The organism is Ancylobacter aquaticus (assembly GCF_004339465.1).
Taxonomy (GTDB): domain Bacteria; phylum Pseudomonadota; class Alphaproteobacteria; order Rhizobiales; family Xanthobacteraceae; genus Ancylobacter; species Ancylobacter aquaticus.
In genome coordinates this window covers 1-16089 of sequence record NZ_SMFY01000007.1, presented here as the reverse complement: position 1 = coordinate 16089, position 16089 = coordinate 1, and the positions used below count along the sequence as shown (strand labels likewise).

Genomic DNA, 16089 nt, shown 5'->3' with positions numbered 1-16089 from the left:
CCGAATCGAAACGGGCGCCCCGGTGGTCCGCCGGGGCGCCCGTTTTGCGTTCAGCTGAGGCCGGGATGGAAGAAGGGGGAGGGGTCCTCACCCGGCCGGTAGGCCCTCGTCGGGGCCGTGCCCGAAGCGGGGGCGGTCAATCCACCCGCCTCGGGACGACGCCTCACGCCGCCGCGCTGGTCCGCGCCTCGATCACGCGCGGGGCGGTGCCGCCGGACGAAATCGGGATGGTGCGGGGCTTCATCGCCTCGGGTATTTCGCGCACCAGCTCCACATGCAGCAGGCCGTTGGCAAGGCTGGCGCCGCGCACCTCGACATGGTCGGCGAGCTGGAAGCGGCGCTCGAAGGCGCGGGCAGCGATTCCCTGATAGAGCACATCGGCGTTCTTGCCGGCATCGGCCTTGCGATCGCCCCGGATGGACAGGCCGTTTTCCTTCACCTCGATGGACAGGTCGTCCTCGGTGAAGCCGGCGACGGCGACGGTGATGCGATAGGCAGTCTCGCCCGTGCGCTCGATATTGTAGGGGGGGTAAGTCGCGCCTGTGTCGACATTGCCGACCTGATCGAGCAGCGAGAACAGGCGATCGAAGCCGACGGTCGAACGGTGCAGGGGGGTAAGATCAAACGTACGCATGGCATATCCTCACGTAAAGCGACATGCAGAAGGGTCCTCTCGAGGGAGCCGGACCCGGTTCACGTACCGCCTTCTGGCCGGTACCAATTCGAGATAGGAAGGGCTTTTCGGCGCGCAAGGGCCGGCGAGGCAAATCTCGGGCGGCGCCTTGGCGCCCGATGAACGGCGGATGAACGGCCCGCTCGGGCGACATTCAGTGCCGGGTTCTTAAGGGTTTGAGGTTCGATACTCGCCAATTCGAGGGACGGTGTGGAGTGATGGCGCGGGCATCGACGGTGCTGATCGTCGCAGTGGGACTGCTGCTCGGAACGCTTCCCCCCCCTGTGCCGGGGGGGATGCAGGCGCTCGCCCAGAATTACCGTCCCCCGCCGGGCCCGTATGCGCCGAGCCCCGGCCCCTACGCGCCTTATGACGCGCCACCGGCGCGCGGGCGGGCGAGCGGGCCGGTCGACGCCGACGCGGCGGTGCGGATGCTCCGGGGGCGGGGCTTCTCGAACATTTCGGTGATCCGCCGGCGCGGCGCTACCATCCTGCTTGAAGCCAACGGGCCGCGCGGCGAGCGCGTGCAGGTGGTGGTGGACGGGGCGTCCGGCGCCATCAGCGGCATGAAGGTGATCGGCTTCGGCGACAAGCGTTATTGAAGGCGGCGTTTGCGCCCTTGCGCCGTATTGCGCGCTTGCCGCGCGGGCGGGCTCCGCTATAAGCCGCAGGGGCGAAACCAGCGCGCGGCCACATGCAGTCCGACCCCATTCTCTACAGCACCCGGGACAACCCCGTGCCGGAAGGTGCGGTTTGCGGCTTCGTCACCACGTCCGACGGGGTCCGGCTGCGCTTTGCGCGCTGGAATCCGGAGAGGGGCGGCGGCTACGGCACGGTCTGCGTCTTTCCCGGCCGGACGGAAAAGATCGAGAAATATTTCGAGACGGTGCGCGACCTGCTGGAGCGGGGCTTCGCGGTGGCCGCGCTCGACTGGCGCGGGCAGGGCGGCTCGCAGCGGCTGTTGTCAAACCCGATGAAGGGACATGTAAGGGACTTCGCCGACTACCAGCTGGATATCGAGGCGCTGCTGAAAGAGGCCGTGCTGCCGGACATGCCGGGCCCCTGTTTCGCCCTTGCCCATTCGATGGGCGCGGCGATCCTGCTCGACCATGCGCGACGTGGCGGGTCGTTCTTCGAGCGCATGTTTCTCGTCGCACCTATGCTCGACCTCTCGCTGCTCAAGCACGACGTAGCCGCCCGGCGGCTGGCGCGCACGCTGTCTTTCGTCGGCCTGTCGCGAGCCTATGTGCCGACCCGCCGGGTGCGGCCGATGCACGAGGTGCATTTCGACGGCAATCGCCTGACCTCCGACGAGGTCCGCTTCGCCCGCAACCTGACGATTTCCATGGAGCAGCCGCAGCTCGATGTCGGCCCCCCGACCATCGGCTGGGTGAAGGCCGCCTTCGATCTGATGGAGACGCTGGCCGATCCGGCTTCGGCGCGTGCGATCCGCCAGCCGCTGCTGATGGTGGGCGCCGGCGCGGACAAGATCGTCTGCACGCCGAGCATCGAGCATCTCGGGACGCGGCTCATTGCCGGCGCACACATCATCATTCCGGGCGCCCGCCACGAATTGCTGCAGGAGCGCGACCTGTTCCGCGAGCCGCTGCTGGCCGCCTTCGACGCCTTCATCCCCGGCAGCGCGGCAGCGTGATCGCCTGAGGGGCGTAATCTGATCCGGCGGTGGGGCGGTCAGCCCCGGTTGAGCACGCTCAGCGCCTCGTCATGCACCCGGCGATCGCCCGAGGCGACGACGCGCCCGCTGGTGAGATCCGTGCCGCCTTCCCAATTGGTGACGATGCCGCCGGCGCCCTGCACGATGGGGGTGAGGGGCAATATGTCGAAATCGTTCAGATTGGTCTCGATGACGAGATCGACATGGCCGGCGGCGAGCATGCAATAGGCGTAGCAGTCGCCGCCATAGCGCGGCAGGCGCACGCGCTTCTCCACCTGCGTATAGAGGGCGCGGTTGTCCTCTTCCATCAGCAGCGGACTGGTGGTCATCATCACCGCCTCACCGAGGCCGCCGCAATGGCGCACGGTGAGCCGCCGGTCGCCCGCCGGCCCGCGATAGCGCGCCTGCTGGCCGTCGCCGGTGAAGCGCTCGCGGATGAAGGGCTGGTGCATCATGCCGTAGACCGGCTGGCCCTGCCGGCACAGGCCGATCAACGTTCCCCAGGCCGGCATGCCGCTGATGAACGATTTGGTGCCGTCGATCGGGTCGAGCACCCAGACATAGTCGGCATCGATGCCCTCGTCGGGAAATTCTTCGCCGCGCACGCCATGGCTGGGAAAGGTGCGGCGGATGAGGGCGCGCATTGCCTGCTCGGCCGCGCGGTCGGCGGCCGTCACCGGATCGAACACCGCGCCGCGGCTCTTGTCCTCGACACCCAGCGCGGTGCGGAAGAAGGGAAGGATGGCCTGGCCGGACACGGTGGCGAGTTCGTCGACGAAAATCTCGAAGTCCACCGCACCCATCGGCCCTGCCCCTGTCGCTTGCACATGCCGGCGCCCGCCGCCCGCCGCTTCCACTCCTAGCGACAGGCGGCGGGCACGGCAATCATCCAGCAACGAGGGGCCGGTGCCGTTGCGGCAAGGCGGGCCCGCGCCAAATGAGGGGCGCTCGTCAAAAATGCCCCGCGTTCCACGCATGGCTGCCATTCCGGCATGGTCAAGAAATGGGCAATTCAGTCGTTGCGCCGGAGAAGTGAACCTGCCATATTATTGCAGCGCGGTAGAGCGATTGGCGTCGCCTTACCGCCGCCCTCCTTGGGCGTTTCCTCCCTAGACTTGGGCCGCTCCGGCAACGTGAGCGGCCCCTTTCTTTTTCAGCAACCTCTTGAAATTTAACAGTTTTCGTCGCCGGCGCCTTGTCTGCGCCCGGCCGCGCAGCCGTGCCGGTGCGCGGGATTACGAATATCTCCCGCGCTTAGTCCCGGCCATGCCAGCGGTTCAGCGGCACGGTGGGCTGGACGCGCGTAGGACGCGCGATTGTCATCATTTGAACGCCTGCGACCAATTGGCAGTTTCGTTTCTTTCGCTTGGCGGTTGTCAGGCGAACGCCGGGAGCTTATGGTTATTGCGTTGCGGCGGCGTGATTGGCGTCACGCTGTCGCCGCCCTTCTTGGGCGTTTCCTCCCTAGACTTGGGCCGCTTGCGCACTGCGTAAGCGGCCTCTTTCTTTTGGGCCAAGCCGTTCTCTTGCGCCTCTCGTCGCTGCCTTCCAGTGCCGGAGGCCAACCGGCTGATATCCTGCGCCCATTGACGAGGCGCCAGCGCGCGTCTGTGCGGTCCGCAGTGGGAACCCCTGATCTGGGAGAGCGCGCGGTGCGGTAACGCGTCAGGCATGCCACACCGGAATGCGCCAGCGAGGCGCCTGCGGGCCAGCACGGGCGGGAGGGCGTTTGGAATGCCCTCGACGGCCCCGTCATCCCGGCCGAAACCAGAGACGGAGAGCCGGGAGCGTTTGCCGGCAAAGCGGCCCGGCCCTGGAAAGGGCAGGCAACCCTCCGGGAGGGTCCGCGCCGGTGCGTGCGGCTGTGTCCAAAAGGGGGAACGGCGGGGCGGCATGCCGGTTTGGAACGCCGGATTTTGAGCGCGTGGCTTTGAGCGCGCGGCTTGGAGAGCCCCGTCTGGAGCACGCCGATTTGGGCGGGCCAGCGTGGGGCAGGTTCGCGGGCTTTGGAGAGCGGCGGCTTTGAGCGCCGGATATGAACGCCGATCTGAAGCGCGCCCGCATGGAGGCGTGCTCGCGCGGCGGGCTACGGCGAGCCTAACGGAAGCGGGCGCTGACGCGCCGCGACCCCCCGGTCGGCCCGTCAACGCCCGTCAGGGCGACCCGCACTCCTGAAAAGTATTTTTATACCGTCGAATGCGGCAATAATACCACACCGAGCCCGCTACCGTATTTGGTATGCCAGAAACCGCCGATGGGTGCCTTGATTAATCCGCAATGCACCTACATCTTGCACTCGTACCCAGCGATTGGCGTCGCTGCGTACAGCCCTCCTTGGGCGTTTCCTCCCTAGACTTGGGCCGCTTGCGCGCTGCGTAAGCGGCCTCTTTCTTTTGCGCCGGACGAAGATGCCTGCCGTGGCTTTGCCATCTTGCGGTCATCCCGTTGCGGTTCCGTGAGCTCCCGAAAGAGCCCGCCAATCCTTGCAGACTGGAATTCCCTCCGCCTTTCAGGCAGCTTTGACCGATCCATCGGTAGTGGAATTTCGCCCCGGAACCGAGCGTGCAGAATTGGTATAGCTCGCATGTTTAAAATGCAAGGCTCTTCCTGAGGTTTTTTACATCACCCCATCAAAAATTTGGTCACGGACACTTAAGTAATTGATAAATATAGTTTATTCAGCAGCGGTCCGCAGCGGTGCCAGCTCCAGATGGGGCACCTCGGCGAGCGCCAGCGCCACCTCCAGCAGGTCATTCTGCACGATTTCGAAATTTTCGGAGGGTTGATACGTCGCCTCGCGCATGTAGAGGGCGCGGTTGATCTCGATCTGCACGGCGTGCATTCCGGAGGCCGGGTTGCCGTAATGCTCGGTGATGAAGCCGCCGGCATAGGGCTTGTTGCGCACCACCGAATAGCCGCGCCGGCGTAGTTCCGCTTCGATCGTATCGGGGATGATCCCGGCGCAGCTCGTGCCGTAGCGGTCGCCCAGCACGATGTCGATGCGTGCATCGCGCTGGCAGCCCGAAGGCATCGAGTGGCAATCCACCAGCACAGCGACGCCAAAGCTGCGCTGCATCTGCACCATCAACTGCCGCAGCGAGCGGTGGTAGGGCTTGTACAGCGATTCGATGCGCGCAATTGCCTCGTCCACCGGAATGCGGCGGCCATAGATCTCCTGCGCCTCGCCGACGATGCGGGCAATGGTACCGAGCCCGCCGGCAACCCGCATGGAGCGCGTGTTGGCATAGGCCGGCAGCCGCCCGTCAAACATGCGCGGGTCGAGCTCATAGGGTTCACGATTCACGTCGAGATAGCAGCGCGGAAAATGCGCGCGCATGAACCCCATGCCGAAGCGCGTCACCTGGGCGAACAACTCGTCGACGAAACTGTCCTCGGAGCGGCGCAGCACCGGGAGTTCGAGCCGCGACTGGCTGACGAAGTCGCGGGGATAGACCACCCCGCTATGGGGCGAATTGAACAGGAACGGGGCGCGAAGCGAGGCTGGCTGCACGATCTCGAAGGCGGGGTCGATCAGATCGGCGATGACGGCCATCATTCCTCATCCGCTTCCGGCACCGCCGCGCGCGGGCCTCAACGTCTCTAACATGACGCCCCGCAAGGCGGAATGCGGCGGTGGCGCGAGCGCGGCGGTTTTTGTGAACACGTCCGCGAGAGGCCGCCGGTGCGGGAAGGGGGCGGCGTTCACGATGTGCTAAGGGGCGCTGGAGTACCCAAGGAGAATGTGCATGCGGCGGGCATGCGCGCGTCGGCCTGCCCGACGCCGATCTCGCCGCCTCAAGACAATCAGGATGCCCGGGATGCTCAAGATCCTGCTCGCCGAAGACGACAACGACATGCGCCGCTTTCTGGTGAAAGCGCTGCAGAACGCCGGCTACGAGGTCGTTGACTTCGACAATGGCCGCTCCGCCTATGACCGGCTGCGCGAAGAGCCCTTTGAACTGCTCCTCACCGACATCGTGATGCCGGAGATGGACGGCATCGAACTCGCCCGCCGCGCCACCGATCTCGACCCTGATATAAAGGTGATGTTCATCACCGGCTTCGCGGCGGTGGCGCTCAATGCCGGCAGCCAGGCGCCGAAAGACGCGAAGGTGCTCTCCAAGCCCTTCCATCTGCGCGATCTGGTCAACGAGGTCGGCAAGATGCTGGCGGCGTAGAGACGCCGCGCGGCGCGTGAAAGCGCGGCGCGATTGCGTGTTGATCGACAGCGCCATCCACAGCCGTCATTCCCCGCTTGCGCGGGTGCAGGGTTCTGGTTATAGGGGAGCCCCGCTCGCAAGAGACCACGGAATGGGCGCGTAGCTCAGCGGGAGAGCACCTCGTTGACATCGAGGGGGTCACAGGTTCAATCCCTGTCGCGCCCACCATTCCGTTCCCTGCCGATCATCGCCGTCTTTCCATCACCGAACTACCCGTCCTTCGGGCGCGTTGGGGTGCGGCATTCGTAGGCGTCAGCGCGTCAGCCCGTTCGATTGCGCCCACCAGCGAAAGGCGTTCGCCGCCTCCGTCATCGCCTCGGCGCTGTGCGAACCCTGAAGGCGGCGGATCATGCCCTCATAGTCGCCCTCGGGAAGTGGGTGCCGCTCGGCGAAGGACAGCGCCTCGTCCAGCGTGGCGACAGTCACGCTGTCGCCGTTGACCGTCAGGCTCAGCGGCGGATCGAACGCGTGGGGCGTGGTTGGTGACAGGGGCGCAATCATGGAATTTCCCGGGTTGTCGGCGGAAAACGGACCGTTGCGGCAATGGTTCCGCATCATGTGCTGGCCCCGGCCGAAGTTGGATCAGGCGATCGCGGCAAAGCTCGGTCGCGTGTGCCACATCATACCTCCATTTTTTCTATGAAACTATTTCCCGTCATCAAGGTTATCTCGCCAGCAGATTACTTTTGGGAGGTCATCATGACGAAGACACGAGTGAAGAGTTCGGTCGGCGTTGCTGCACTGGTTGCCGCTGGCCTTATGATCGCCGCAGCCCCCGCCAGTGCCACCTCGGCCGGCCCGCGCGACACGCCGCGCTTCGGCGATACGGTGGACCGCAAGCAGGTGCGCGACCATGACCGCGTCCGCAAGCAGCAGGTGCGCCAGACCCAGGGCCAATCGAAGGAGCGCGCATTCTTCGGGCCGCTCTATGAAGGCCGCGATTCGCCGTGGCAGCGCATGAAGCGCGCTTTCGACTGACCATCGAGACGTGCCGACCCCTTAATGACCAGCCTCAAGCGCCCTGACGGGCGCTTTTTTTTAGCTGCAGCCGCTGTTGGCGGGGAGGGGTTCAGGTTTGCCCCAGCCGTTCGACGGCAGATTGGCGAAGGGCTCGGCGAAATACTGCCTCACCACCTCGAACCGGCTCGGCACGGAGTCCTGCGGCCGGTCATAGGTGAGGACCCAGAAGAAATTGTAATTGCTGTCCGGCCAGGTGTCGGGCACGCCGCCTTTCACGCCCTTCACCCGATCGAGATGCAGCAACTGGCGGAGTGTCACCTCCTCGCCGGCGAATTCCTTCTCCAGCGCCGCGCTGGCGATGTGGAAATGCTCCCACACCATCACCACTGTTTTGCCGTGCCAGCGCGGATTCTCCAGCAGGTCGCGCGCCACGTCCCGGTTCACCACGTTCAGCTTGGAATTGAAGAAGCGGTTGTTGCGGATCGGAACATAGCCGATAGGCGGCGCCACCAGCTTCATGTTCCAGGCACGGGCGATGGGCCGCGCGGTTTCCACCGTGTGCAGCGTCATGGCCAGAATAGCGGCCGGCGGATCGTCCCTGATGAGGCTCATCGGGCTGGTGGGGCTGAGATACTGCGCCGCCAGTGCCTTCGCCCGCTCCTTGCCGAGGCCGCACAGGGTGAGCGCCGTGTGCTTCTCGCCATGCCGCACGATGACGATCCGCTTGGGCGCCGCCTCCGCGACGGAAACACCAAGGGCAATCATCGCCGCGGCGAGAGCGGCGGCCAGCGCGCGCGGAAACATCCACATTCTCCCCGTTGAAACGGTAACATGCGGCGCGAAGGCCGTCCGGGCAAGGGGGTAGGCGGCGCCAGCCCCCGGCCTCGCCTTGTTGTGGGGGCGTTCGCGCAACCATCCAGCCAGGAGGCGGTTGATAGCGCGCATCCCCGCACGATATCAGTGCAGCACAGGCTTACCGTGCCTCCCTAGTCCGCCGGAGTGAACATGCAGCGCCGTTCCGATCATTTCGCCCTCGTGCCCCGCTCGCCCGAGCCTGCCGCCGCCACCTTCGGCCATCTACCGCAATGGGACCTCTCGGATCTTTATCCGGCGATGGACTCGCCCGAATTGCGGGCCGATCTGGAGGCGGTGGCCGCCCGCTCGGCGCAGTTCGAGGAAGACCACAAGGGCAAGCTCGCATCCGTTCTCGACGGGGACGATGCCGGCGAGCAGATGGCGGCCATCGTCGCGCGCTACGAGAAGATCGAGGATCTTCTGGGCCGGCTCTATTCCTTCGCTGGATTGGTCTATTCCGGCGACACCACCGATCCGGTGCGGGCGAAATTCTATGGCGACGTGCAGGAAAAGCTGACCGATGCCTCCACGCACCTGCTGTTCTTCACGCTGGAACTGAACCGGCTGGACGATGCGAAAATGGAGGCCGCCCTCGATGCGCCGGCTTTCGCCCATTACCGGCCCTGGATCGAGGATGTCCGGGCGGAGAAACCTTACCAGCTCGATGATCGCGTCGAGCAGCTCTTCCACGAGAAGGGCGTCACCGGGCGCGGCGCCTGGAACCGGCTGTTCGACGAAACCATCGCCGGGCTGCGCTTCGATGTCGACGGCGAGATACTGCCGCTGGAGCAGACGCTGAACTTCTTCGCCGAGCCGGAGGAGGAGAAGCGCCGCATGGGCGCGCAGGCGCTCGGCAAGGTGTTCGGCGACAATCTGCGCCTGTTCACCCTCATCACCAACACGCTGGCCAAGGACAAGGAAATCTCCGACCGCTGGCGCGGCTTCGAGGACATCGCCGATTCCCGGCACCTGGCCAACCGCGTCGAACGCGAAGTGGTGGATGCGCTGGTGTCCTCCGTCCATGAGGCTTATCCCCGGCTGGCGCACCGCTACTACAAGCTCAAGGCCAAGTGGTTCGGCAAGGAAAAGCTGGAATACTGGGACCGCAACGCACCGCTGCCCAAGGTGGATACGCGCCCCATCGGCTGGGACGAGGCGCGCGACACGGTGCTCGGCGCTTATTCCACCTTCTCGCCGCGCATGGCCGACATTGCCCGCGATTTCTTCGACAAGAGCTGGATCGACGCTGGCGTGCGCCCGGGCAAGGCGACGGGCGCCTTCGCCCACCCCACCGTGCCCTCCGCTCATCCCTATGTGCTGCTCAACTATATGGGCAAGCCGCGCGACGTGATGACGCTCGCCCATGAGCTGGGCCATGGCGTGCACCAGGTGCTGGCGGCGCCGAATGGCGCGCTGATGGCGCCGACCCCGCTGACGCTGGCCGAGACCGCCTCGGTGTTCGGCGAAATGCTGACCTTCCGCCGGCTGCTGGCGGCGGCGCCGGATGCGCAGGCGCGCAAGGCGATGCTGGCCTCGAAGGTCGAGGACATGATCAACACGGTGGTGCGGCAGGTCGCCTTCTACACCTTCGAGCGCCGCATCCACACCGAGCGCAAGAATGGCGAGCTGACGGCGGAGAAGATTTGCGCCATCTGGATGGAGGTTCAGTCCGAAAGCCTGGGCGAGGCGATCCATCTTGGGCCGGGTTATGAGAACTACTGGGTCTATATCGGCCACTTCATTCATTCGCCCTTCTACGTCTATGCCTATGCCTTCGGCGACTGCCTGGTGAACTCGCTCTACGCGGTGTACGAGAACGCCAGCGAGGGCTTTGCCGAGCGCTATCTCGCCATGCTGGCGGCCGGCGGCACCAAGCATCATTCGGAACTGCTGAAGCCCTTCGGCCTCGATGCCCGCGATCCCGCCTTCTGGCAGACGGGTCTCGGCCTCATCGAGCGCATGATCGCCGAGCTTGAGGCGATGGAGGAGGCCTGAGCCTCACACCGGTGCGGCGGGTTTCCGCCGCGCCGGGCTTTGCGACAATTGCGCGGCGGCTTTCCGCCGCGCCGGGTCTCCCGACATCCGCACGCCCTGCAGGCTCCACGAGGGCGGGGCGCCGAAGGTGCGGCGGAAATCATGGGTGAAATGCGCCTGGTCGCAGAAGCCGGCCTCGTGGGCGGCATGGGTGAGGCTGCTGCCCTGTGCGACCGCCGCAATGGCCCGCCGCATGCGCCCCCAGGCGCGGTAGCGCCGGTAGGGCACGCCCGCCTCGCGGGTGAACAGGTGCTGGAAATGATGGGGCGATAGCCCCACCCCGGCACAGGCGGCGGCAACGCCGGGAGTGTCGTCGGCGCCGTCGCGCAAACGGGCGAGCACCCGCGCGATGCGCCGATCAAGCGGCTGTCGGGCGCGGCGGGCCCCGAAGCCGATCAGTTCGTCGAGCGCCTCGCTCGCCCAGGCCACGCTTCCCGCATCCTCCCAAAGCTCCCGCATCAGCGTGAAGTGGCCGCCGCCGGCGACCAGCACGCCCTCCGTTTCGGTGGCGCGGGAGGCGAGGGCGGCCAGCGCGTGCGCACCCTCCAAGGTCGGCTCGATGTAGAGAACCCCGATGGGATCGCCGCCGATATCGAGTTCGTGCACCACCCCGGCCGGAACCATCGCCGTGCGGACCCAGTGCCACGCGCCCCCGGCCAACCGCAGGCCGAACCGCCCGTATAGCCCCACGAGAAAAACCGGCGCGCCGTGCTGGTGCGGCGCGTTGTAGGTGAGCGGGCCGATAAAGCAGGTGCGCTCGCCGTCGAGATGCCACAGCGGCCCCAGCGCCGCGCCTGCCGGGCCGGGGGCCGCACGTTCATACAATCGCTCAGCCGGTGCCATGGATAGCCTCTTCGACCGTGCGCTCACGACGCCGCGCGCAGTTGACCATCAAAAGGGCGCGCCGCGAAGCGGGCCCGGAGGAACGCCATGAAAATGCTCTTCCCGCCCTCCGGCCTGTGCCGGAACGAGGCGCCGTCCCGCCGTGGAATTCTGGCGGCCGCCGTCGGCCTGGTCGCCGCCCCGGCAGTGCTGCAAGGCCTTCCCGCCCATGCGGCGGCGCCGGAACTCGGCTCGTCGACCCAGACCTTCCAGCGCTTTCGGCTCGGGGCCTTCGAGTTCACCAGCCTGCTCGACGCCAGCGCCATGATCGACGGGCCGTGGCCCATCGTCGGCGAAGACCGCCCGGCCAGCGAGGTCGAGGCGCTGATGCAGGCGAACCTCCTGCCGGAAAAGCGGTTTCGCCCCGGCTTTTCGCCCACCTTGGTCAATACCGGGCGCGAGCTCGTGCTGTTCGACACCGGCAATGGCGAGAACGGCTTCGTGCCGCCCCCCGCCGGTGGCTGGCTCTCCCGCTCGCTGGCGGCGGCCGGCTATGCGCCCGAGCAGGTGGATGTGGTGGTTCTGACCCACGCGCATCCCGACCATGTCGGCGGGTTGATGAGCGGTGGCAAGCCGGCCTTTGCCAAGGCGCGCTATGTCATCGGCGCGACCGAGTTCGATTTCTGGAAAAGCGACCGTCCGCTCGCCGCGCCGAAGGAGAGCAATGAATATGGCTCGGCCATCATGTTCCGTTCCCATGTGATGCCGCTCGCCGCCCGCATGAGTTTTGTCGCGGCCGATGGCGAGGTGGTTCCGGGCATCCGCGCGGTGGCCGCGCATGGCCACACGCCCGGCCATCTCGCTTTCCACGTCGAGAGCGAAGGCAAGCGCCTGCTGGTCTGGGGCGATTGCGCCCATCACGAATTGGCTTCGCTGGCGCACCCCGACTGGCACGCTTTGTTTGACCAGGACAAGCAGGCGGGAATTGCCACGCGGCGCAAGATCTACGACATGGCCGCCACCGACCGCCTCGCGGTGGCCGCCTATCACACCTCCTTCCCCTCGATCGGCTATGTCGAGCGGCGGGGCGAGGGCTATCGCTGGCTGCCGGTCAGCTACCAACTGGCCGAGTAAAGGCCTGCGGCGCGCCGGATGCCGGAGACGCCCGAGGGGTGGAGGCATCCCCGCGACCGATGCGTCATCCCGGGCGGCCCAAGGCCGATCCGGGATCGTGCTTCCGAGTTGGGATTACGATCCCGGCTCTGCGGCTTCGCCTTCGGCTGGGATGGCGCCTGACCGTCGCTTAACTGGCGAAAAGTTGGGCTGACGAAAACGGTGCACACGTTCTAAGCTGGGAGGGTTCGGGCACCTTGCCCCTCGCTCTTCCAGCCGAGCATGCTCCGATGAATGTCGCCGCCCCGCCACCCGTCCCGCACGACGACGTCCCCTTCGCCCACACGCCCTATGACGGCTCGCGCAAGGCGTTCGCCGTTGGGCTCGCGCCGCTCGATCTCGGCGAATGGATCGAGCCGGACCCGCGGCTGGCGGCCACATTGACCGAGCGCGCGGCGCTGATCCGCGACAGCCGCGACGTTGTGGTGCGCGAGGAACCGGGGACCCGCGAGGCCCAGCGCGAGGTGCTGGAGCTGATCGTCGCCCATGTCACGACCCGCTTTCCCGAGCAGTACCTGCTGGAGGGCCGGCGCCTCACGGTGCTCGCCACCGGCCGGACCTTCGACCTCGACGACACCGGCGAGGCGCCGCTCGTCATCGCCGGCCTTCTCGTCTCCGACGATCTCGTGCTGCTGCGCAAGGGAGAGGGCGGCTATCGGCTCGTCGCCGCCGTGCTGTGCTTTCCCTCCGCCTGGTCGCTGGCCGAAAAGTTCGGCCAGTCGCTGGACCAGCTGCACGAGGCGGTGCCGGGCTATGAGAGCAAGCTCGCCCGGGTGATGAACCGCATCTTCGAGAATCTGAAGGTCGAGCAGCCGGTGTGGCGGGTGAACTGGTCGATCTATCCCGACGACGAGCGCCACCACCCGGAATCGAAGGAGCGCCCGCGCCACTGGTTCGACGACCCGGCCCATCTCGCCCCCGAGGCCTTCGTGCGCGTGGAGCGGCAGACGCTGCGGCGCCTGCCCGAAAGCGGCGACATGCTGTTCACCATCCGCATCCATGTCGACCCGTTCCTGGCCTTCCGCCGCCACCCCGAAGGAAGCGCGCTCGCTGCCTCGCTGCGCGAGCAGATCCTCGGGCTCGACGCGGAACAGCTCGCCTATAAGGGGTTGACCGAACATCGCGACGCGGTGGCGGCGGCGCTGGAGCGGATCGCCACCGGGGAGTAGAGTGTTCCGGCAGAGCGGGGGAGGGGGCGTTGGTTTTCTGGGTTCCGTTGATCGTCTGGGCGCTTGCGATCGTCGTCGCGGTGCTGATGTCGCTGCGCGGGTCTCGCCCGTTCTCGCTCGCCGTGCTGGCCGATGAGCTGCTGCGCTACATCCTGCTTCTGCCCGTAGGTCTTCAGGGGCTCTGGGCCTTCATGGGCCATGTGTTCTTCGCCGAGCAGTCGGCGGCCGCCATCGGCTGGGCGACGAGCCCGTTCCAGGCCGAGGTCGGCATGGCCAATCTCGGCATCGGCGTGGCCGGGGTCGTCGGCGCCTTTCTCGGCTCGCCGGGCTTTCGCGCGGCTGTGGGCATCGTGGCGCTCGGCTTCCTCGGCGGCGCCGGCATGGTCCATGCCATCCAGATCGAGGAGACGGGGAACCTTGCGAGTGGGAATGCCGGGCCGATCTTCTACACCGACTTCCTCACCCCGCTCGCCGTGCTCGGCTTGCTGCTGATCCAGCGCGTGCTCGGTCCCGTACCGCAAAGGTGATGGCGCGGCCACGCGCCAAGCCGTTTGCGCGCGGCCCGGTGCGCTCTAGATGTTGGGGCAACGCATGAGGCTTCCTTGACCGATTCCCATTCGCCCGACCGCGAGGCCAATCGCCTCTCCGCCCGCGCACTGCGCTATGCCCGCGTCGGAACGAGGGTCGGCGGTGTGGCGGCGCGCATCGCCGGCACGCGCCTGTTCGGCATGGATCAGCAGCAGGGCAATGCAGCAGCGCTTGCAGCCGCTCTTGGCGGGCTGAAGGGACCCATCATGAAGGTCGCGCAGCTGATGGCGACCATTCCCGACGCACTGCCGCCGGAGTACGCCAAGGAACTCGCCACCCTGCAGAACCAGGCGCCGCCCATGGGCTGGGCCTTTGTCAAGCGCCGGATGATGGCGGAGCTGGGCCCGGACTGGGCCGCGCGCTTTCTCTCCTTCGACAAGGAGCCGGCGGCGGCCGCCTCGCTCGGCCAGGTCCACCGCGCCCGCGCGCTGGATGGCGCCGCGCTTGCAGTGAAGTTGCAGTATCCCGACATGCAGTCGGCGGTGGAGGCCGACCTCAAGCAGCTCGGCATGCTGCTCGCCATCCACCGGCGCATGGACCCGGTCATCGACACCACTGAAATCGCCGAGGAAATCGGCGAGCGGGTGCGCGAGGAACTGGACTATGTGCGCGAAGCCGCTCATGCCGCGCTCTACGCCGGGATGCTGGCGGACGTGCCGGCGGTGCGCGTGCCGCGCGTCCATGCGGACCTTTCGACCGGGCGCCTGCTCACCCTCGACTGGCTGGAGGGGCGCCGGCTGCTCGATTTCGTCGACCATTCGCTGGAACAGCGAAACGCCATCGCCCGCGCCATGTTCGCGGCGTGGTGGCGGCCGTTTTCGCGCTTCGGCGTCATCCATGGCGACCCGCATCTCGGCAATTACACCGTGTTCGAGGAGGCGGGCGCGCCGGCGGGGATCAACCTGCTGGACTATGGCTGCGTCCGCATCTTCCCCCCGAGCTTCGTCGGCGGCGTGGTCGATCTCTATCGCGGTCTGCAGGCGGGCGATGCGGCGCGCATCGTCCATGCCTATGAGACCTGGGGCTTTCGCGGTCTCACACGCGAGCTGATCGACGTGCTCAACATCTGGGCGCGCTTCATCTATGGCCCGCTGCTCGACGACCGGGTCCGCACGATCGCCGACGGCGTGGCACCGGGCGACTATGGACGGCGCGAGGCCTTCACCGTCCATCGCGCTCTGAAGGAGCAGGGGCCGGTGCGGGTGCCGCGCGAATTCGTCTTCATGGACCGGGCAGCCATCGGTCTCGGCGGGGTGTTCCTGCACCTCAGGGCGGAGCTGAACTTCCACGCCCTATTTGAGGAGGCCATCGCCGATTTCTCCACCGAGGAGGTGGCGGCGCGTCAAGGCGCCGCGCTGGCACAGGCCGGTCTGGGCTGACACGGCCGGGGCGTGCCGTTGCCGGAAACGGCGTCTTCCGCTAAAGCGGAGCATCGCGCGCTCATTATTCTTTGGGAGGGGGTCGACATGGCCGATCACGGGGTGACCGAATACGCCAAGGCGGACGGCAACGACTATGCCGAGCACAATGGCACATATCACTTCTTCATCAAGATGACCCTGGTCAGCACTCTGGCTCTGTGCTGCTTCATGGTGGCCTTCGCCATTGGCGGCGCCAACGGGCACTGGGGCATCTTCACCGTCGGCACGCTGGCCTCGATCGCGGCCTGCGCCGTCGGCCTCGCCTCGCAGGATGGCAAGCCCAAGCTGCTGTTCGCCCTGCTCGGCGTTCTCGTGCTCGCCCTGATCATCACTTCCTGAGAGCACCCATGCGTATCGCTATTGTCAAAGAGAGCTCTGGTTCGGAGCCACGGGTTGCCGCGTCCGCCGACACGGTAAAGCGCTACATCGGTTTGGGTGCGACGGTATTTGTTGCGTCGGGCGCGGGTGTGGCGTCGGGGATTGGCGACGGGGAGTATGA

Annotated in this window: 16 protein-coding genes, 1 tRNA gene and 1 pseudogene; 12 read left to right on the top strand and 6 right to left on the bottom strand. The window is 66.6% G+C overall.

Translation table 11 applies throughout. The features are described from left to right. Nucleotides 1–163: 163 nt before the first annotated feature. The gene (locus EV667_RS21830; RefSeq protein ID WP_131837427.1) at nt 164–634 is read right to left on the bottom strand and encodes an Hsp20 family protein; all 471 of its coding nucleotides are present in this window, start codon (nt 632–634) and stop codon (nt 164–166) included. 257 nt (nt 635–891) lie between these two features. Here EV667_RS21830 and EV667_RS21825 point away from each other — a divergent pair, with 257 nt between their 5' ends. Together EV667_RS21825 and EV667_RS21820 are read left to right on the top strand one after the other, a co-directional pair. Continuing rightward, the gene (locus tag EV667_RS21825; RefSeq protein ID WP_131837426.1) at nt 892–1275 is read left to right on the top strand and encodes a hypothetical protein; all 384 of its coding nucleotides are present in this window, start codon (nt 892–894) and stop codon (nt 1273–1275) included. 92 nt (nt 1276–1367) lie between these two features. Further along, nucleotides 1368–2327 (top strand): alpha/beta fold hydrolase, encoded by a 960-nt coding sequence (locus EV667_RS21820; protein WP_131837425.1) that lies wholly within the window; start codon nt 1368–1370, stop codon nt 2325–2327. Nucleotides 2328–2365: 38 nt separating this feature from the next. Here the strand turns inward: EV667_RS21820 and hisN are convergent, their stop codons facing one another. Together hisN and EV667_RS21810 are read right to left on the bottom strand one after the other, a co-directional pair. Beyond that, nucleotides 2366–3151: a histidinol-phosphatase gene (gene hisN / locus EV667_RS21815; RefSeq protein ID WP_131837424.1), complete on the bottom strand. Its 786-nt coding sequence runs from the start codon at nt 3149–3151 to the stop codon at nt 2366–2368. 1871 nt (nt 3152–5022) lie between these two features. Further along, nucleotides 5023–5904, bottom strand: coding sequence for an N-formylglutamate amidohydrolase (locus tag EV667_RS21810; protein WP_131837423.1), 882 nt, complete (start codon nt 5902–5904; stop codon nt 5023–5025). Between the two features lie 262 nt (nt 5905–6166). Between EV667_RS21810 and cpdR the strand changes: the two genes are divergently transcribed. Both cpdR and EV667_RS21800 read left to right on the top strand, forming a co-directional pair. Next, entirely contained in the window at nt 6167–6526 is a 360-nt protein-coding gene (cpdR, locus tag EV667_RS21805; RefSeq protein ID WP_018387375.1) for a cell cycle two-component system response regulator CpdR, read from the top strand. Between the two features lie 135 nt (nt 6527–6661). Further along, nucleotides 6662–6736 (top strand) — tRNA-Val (locus tag EV667_RS21800). Nucleotides 6737–6820: 84 nt separating this feature from the next. Here the strand turns inward: EV667_RS21800 and EV667_RS21795 are convergent. Beyond that, nucleotides 6821–7069: a hypothetical protein gene (locus EV667_RS21795; protein WP_131837422.1), complete on the bottom strand. Its 249-nt coding sequence runs from the start codon at nt 7067–7069 to the stop codon at nt 6821–6823. 198 nt (nt 7070–7267) lie between these two features. Between EV667_RS21795 and EV667_RS21790 the strand changes: the two genes are divergently transcribed. Then, nucleotides 7268–7546 carry a hypothetical protein gene (locus tag EV667_RS21790; protein WP_245516322.1) on the top strand — a complete coding sequence of 93 codons (279 nt, stop codon included), beginning with the start codon at nt 7268–7270 and terminating at the stop codon, nt 7544–7546. A gap of 60 nt (nt 7547–7606) precedes the next feature. On the opposite strand, the gene EV667_RS21785 is transcribed toward EV667_RS21790, so the two are convergent. Next, nucleotides 7607–8332 carry a histidine phosphatase family protein gene (locus EV667_RS21785; RefSeq protein WP_131837421.1) on the bottom strand — a complete coding sequence of 242 codons (726 nt, stop codon included), beginning with the start codon at nt 8330–8332 and terminating at the stop codon, nt 7607–7609. Nucleotides 8333–8533: 201 nt separating this feature from the next. Between EV667_RS21785 and EV667_RS21780 the strand changes: the two genes are divergently transcribed. Continuing rightward, nucleotides 8534–10378 carry a M3 family oligoendopeptidase gene (locus EV667_RS21780; protein ID WP_131837420.1) on the top strand — a complete coding sequence of 615 codons (1845 nt, stop codon included), beginning with the start codon at nt 8534–8536 and terminating at the stop codon, nt 10376–10378. 3 nt (nt 10379–10381) lie between these two features. Here the strand turns inward: EV667_RS21780 and EV667_RS21775 are convergent, their stop codons facing one another. Next, entirely contained in the window at nt 10382–11260 is an 879-nt protein-coding gene (locus EV667_RS21775) for a helix-turn-helix domain-containing protein (protein ID WP_131837419.1), read from the bottom strand. A gap of 87 nt (nt 11261–11347) precedes the next feature. Between EV667_RS21775 and EV667_RS21770 the strand changes: the two genes are divergently transcribed. The 6 genes and pseudogenes from EV667_RS21770 to EV667_RS21745 all read left to right on the top strand — a co-directional run. Next, nucleotides 11348–12373, top strand: coding sequence for an MBL fold metallo-hydrolase (locus EV667_RS21770; protein ID WP_245516321.1), 1026 nt, complete (start codon nt 11348–11350; stop codon nt 12371–12373). A 269-nt stretch (nt 12374–12642) separates the two neighbouring features. Next, nucleotides 12643–13581 (top strand): heme-dependent oxidative N-demethylase family protein, encoded by a 939-nt coding sequence (locus EV667_RS21765; RefSeq protein WP_131837418.1) that lies wholly within the window; start codon nt 12643–12645, stop codon nt 13579–13581. A 29-nt stretch (nt 13582–13610) separates the two neighbouring features. Beyond that, the gene (locus EV667_RS21760) at nt 13611–14108 is read left to right on the top strand and encodes a DUF6790 family protein (RefSeq protein WP_131837417.1); all 498 of its coding nucleotides are present in this window, start codon (nt 13611–13613) and stop codon (nt 14106–14108) included. A gap of 75 nt (nt 14109–14183) precedes the next feature. Next, nucleotides 14184–15548, top strand: coding sequence for an ABC1 kinase family protein (locus tag EV667_RS21755; RefSeq protein ID WP_131837416.1), 1365 nt, complete (start codon nt 14184–14186; stop codon nt 15546–15548). An 87-nt stretch (nt 15549–15635) separates the two neighbouring features. Next, on the top strand, nt 15636–15929 hold the full coding sequence (locus tag EV667_RS21750; RefSeq protein WP_131837415.1) for an aa3-type cytochrome c oxidase subunit IV: 294 nt from the start codon (nt 15636–15638) through the stop codon (nt 15927–15929). Between the two features lie 8 nt (nt 15930–15937). Next, nucleotides 15938–16089 (top strand): annotated as a pseudogene (locus EV667_RS21745) (NAD(P)(+) transhydrogenase (Re/Si-specific) subunit alpha); the annotation flags it as partial.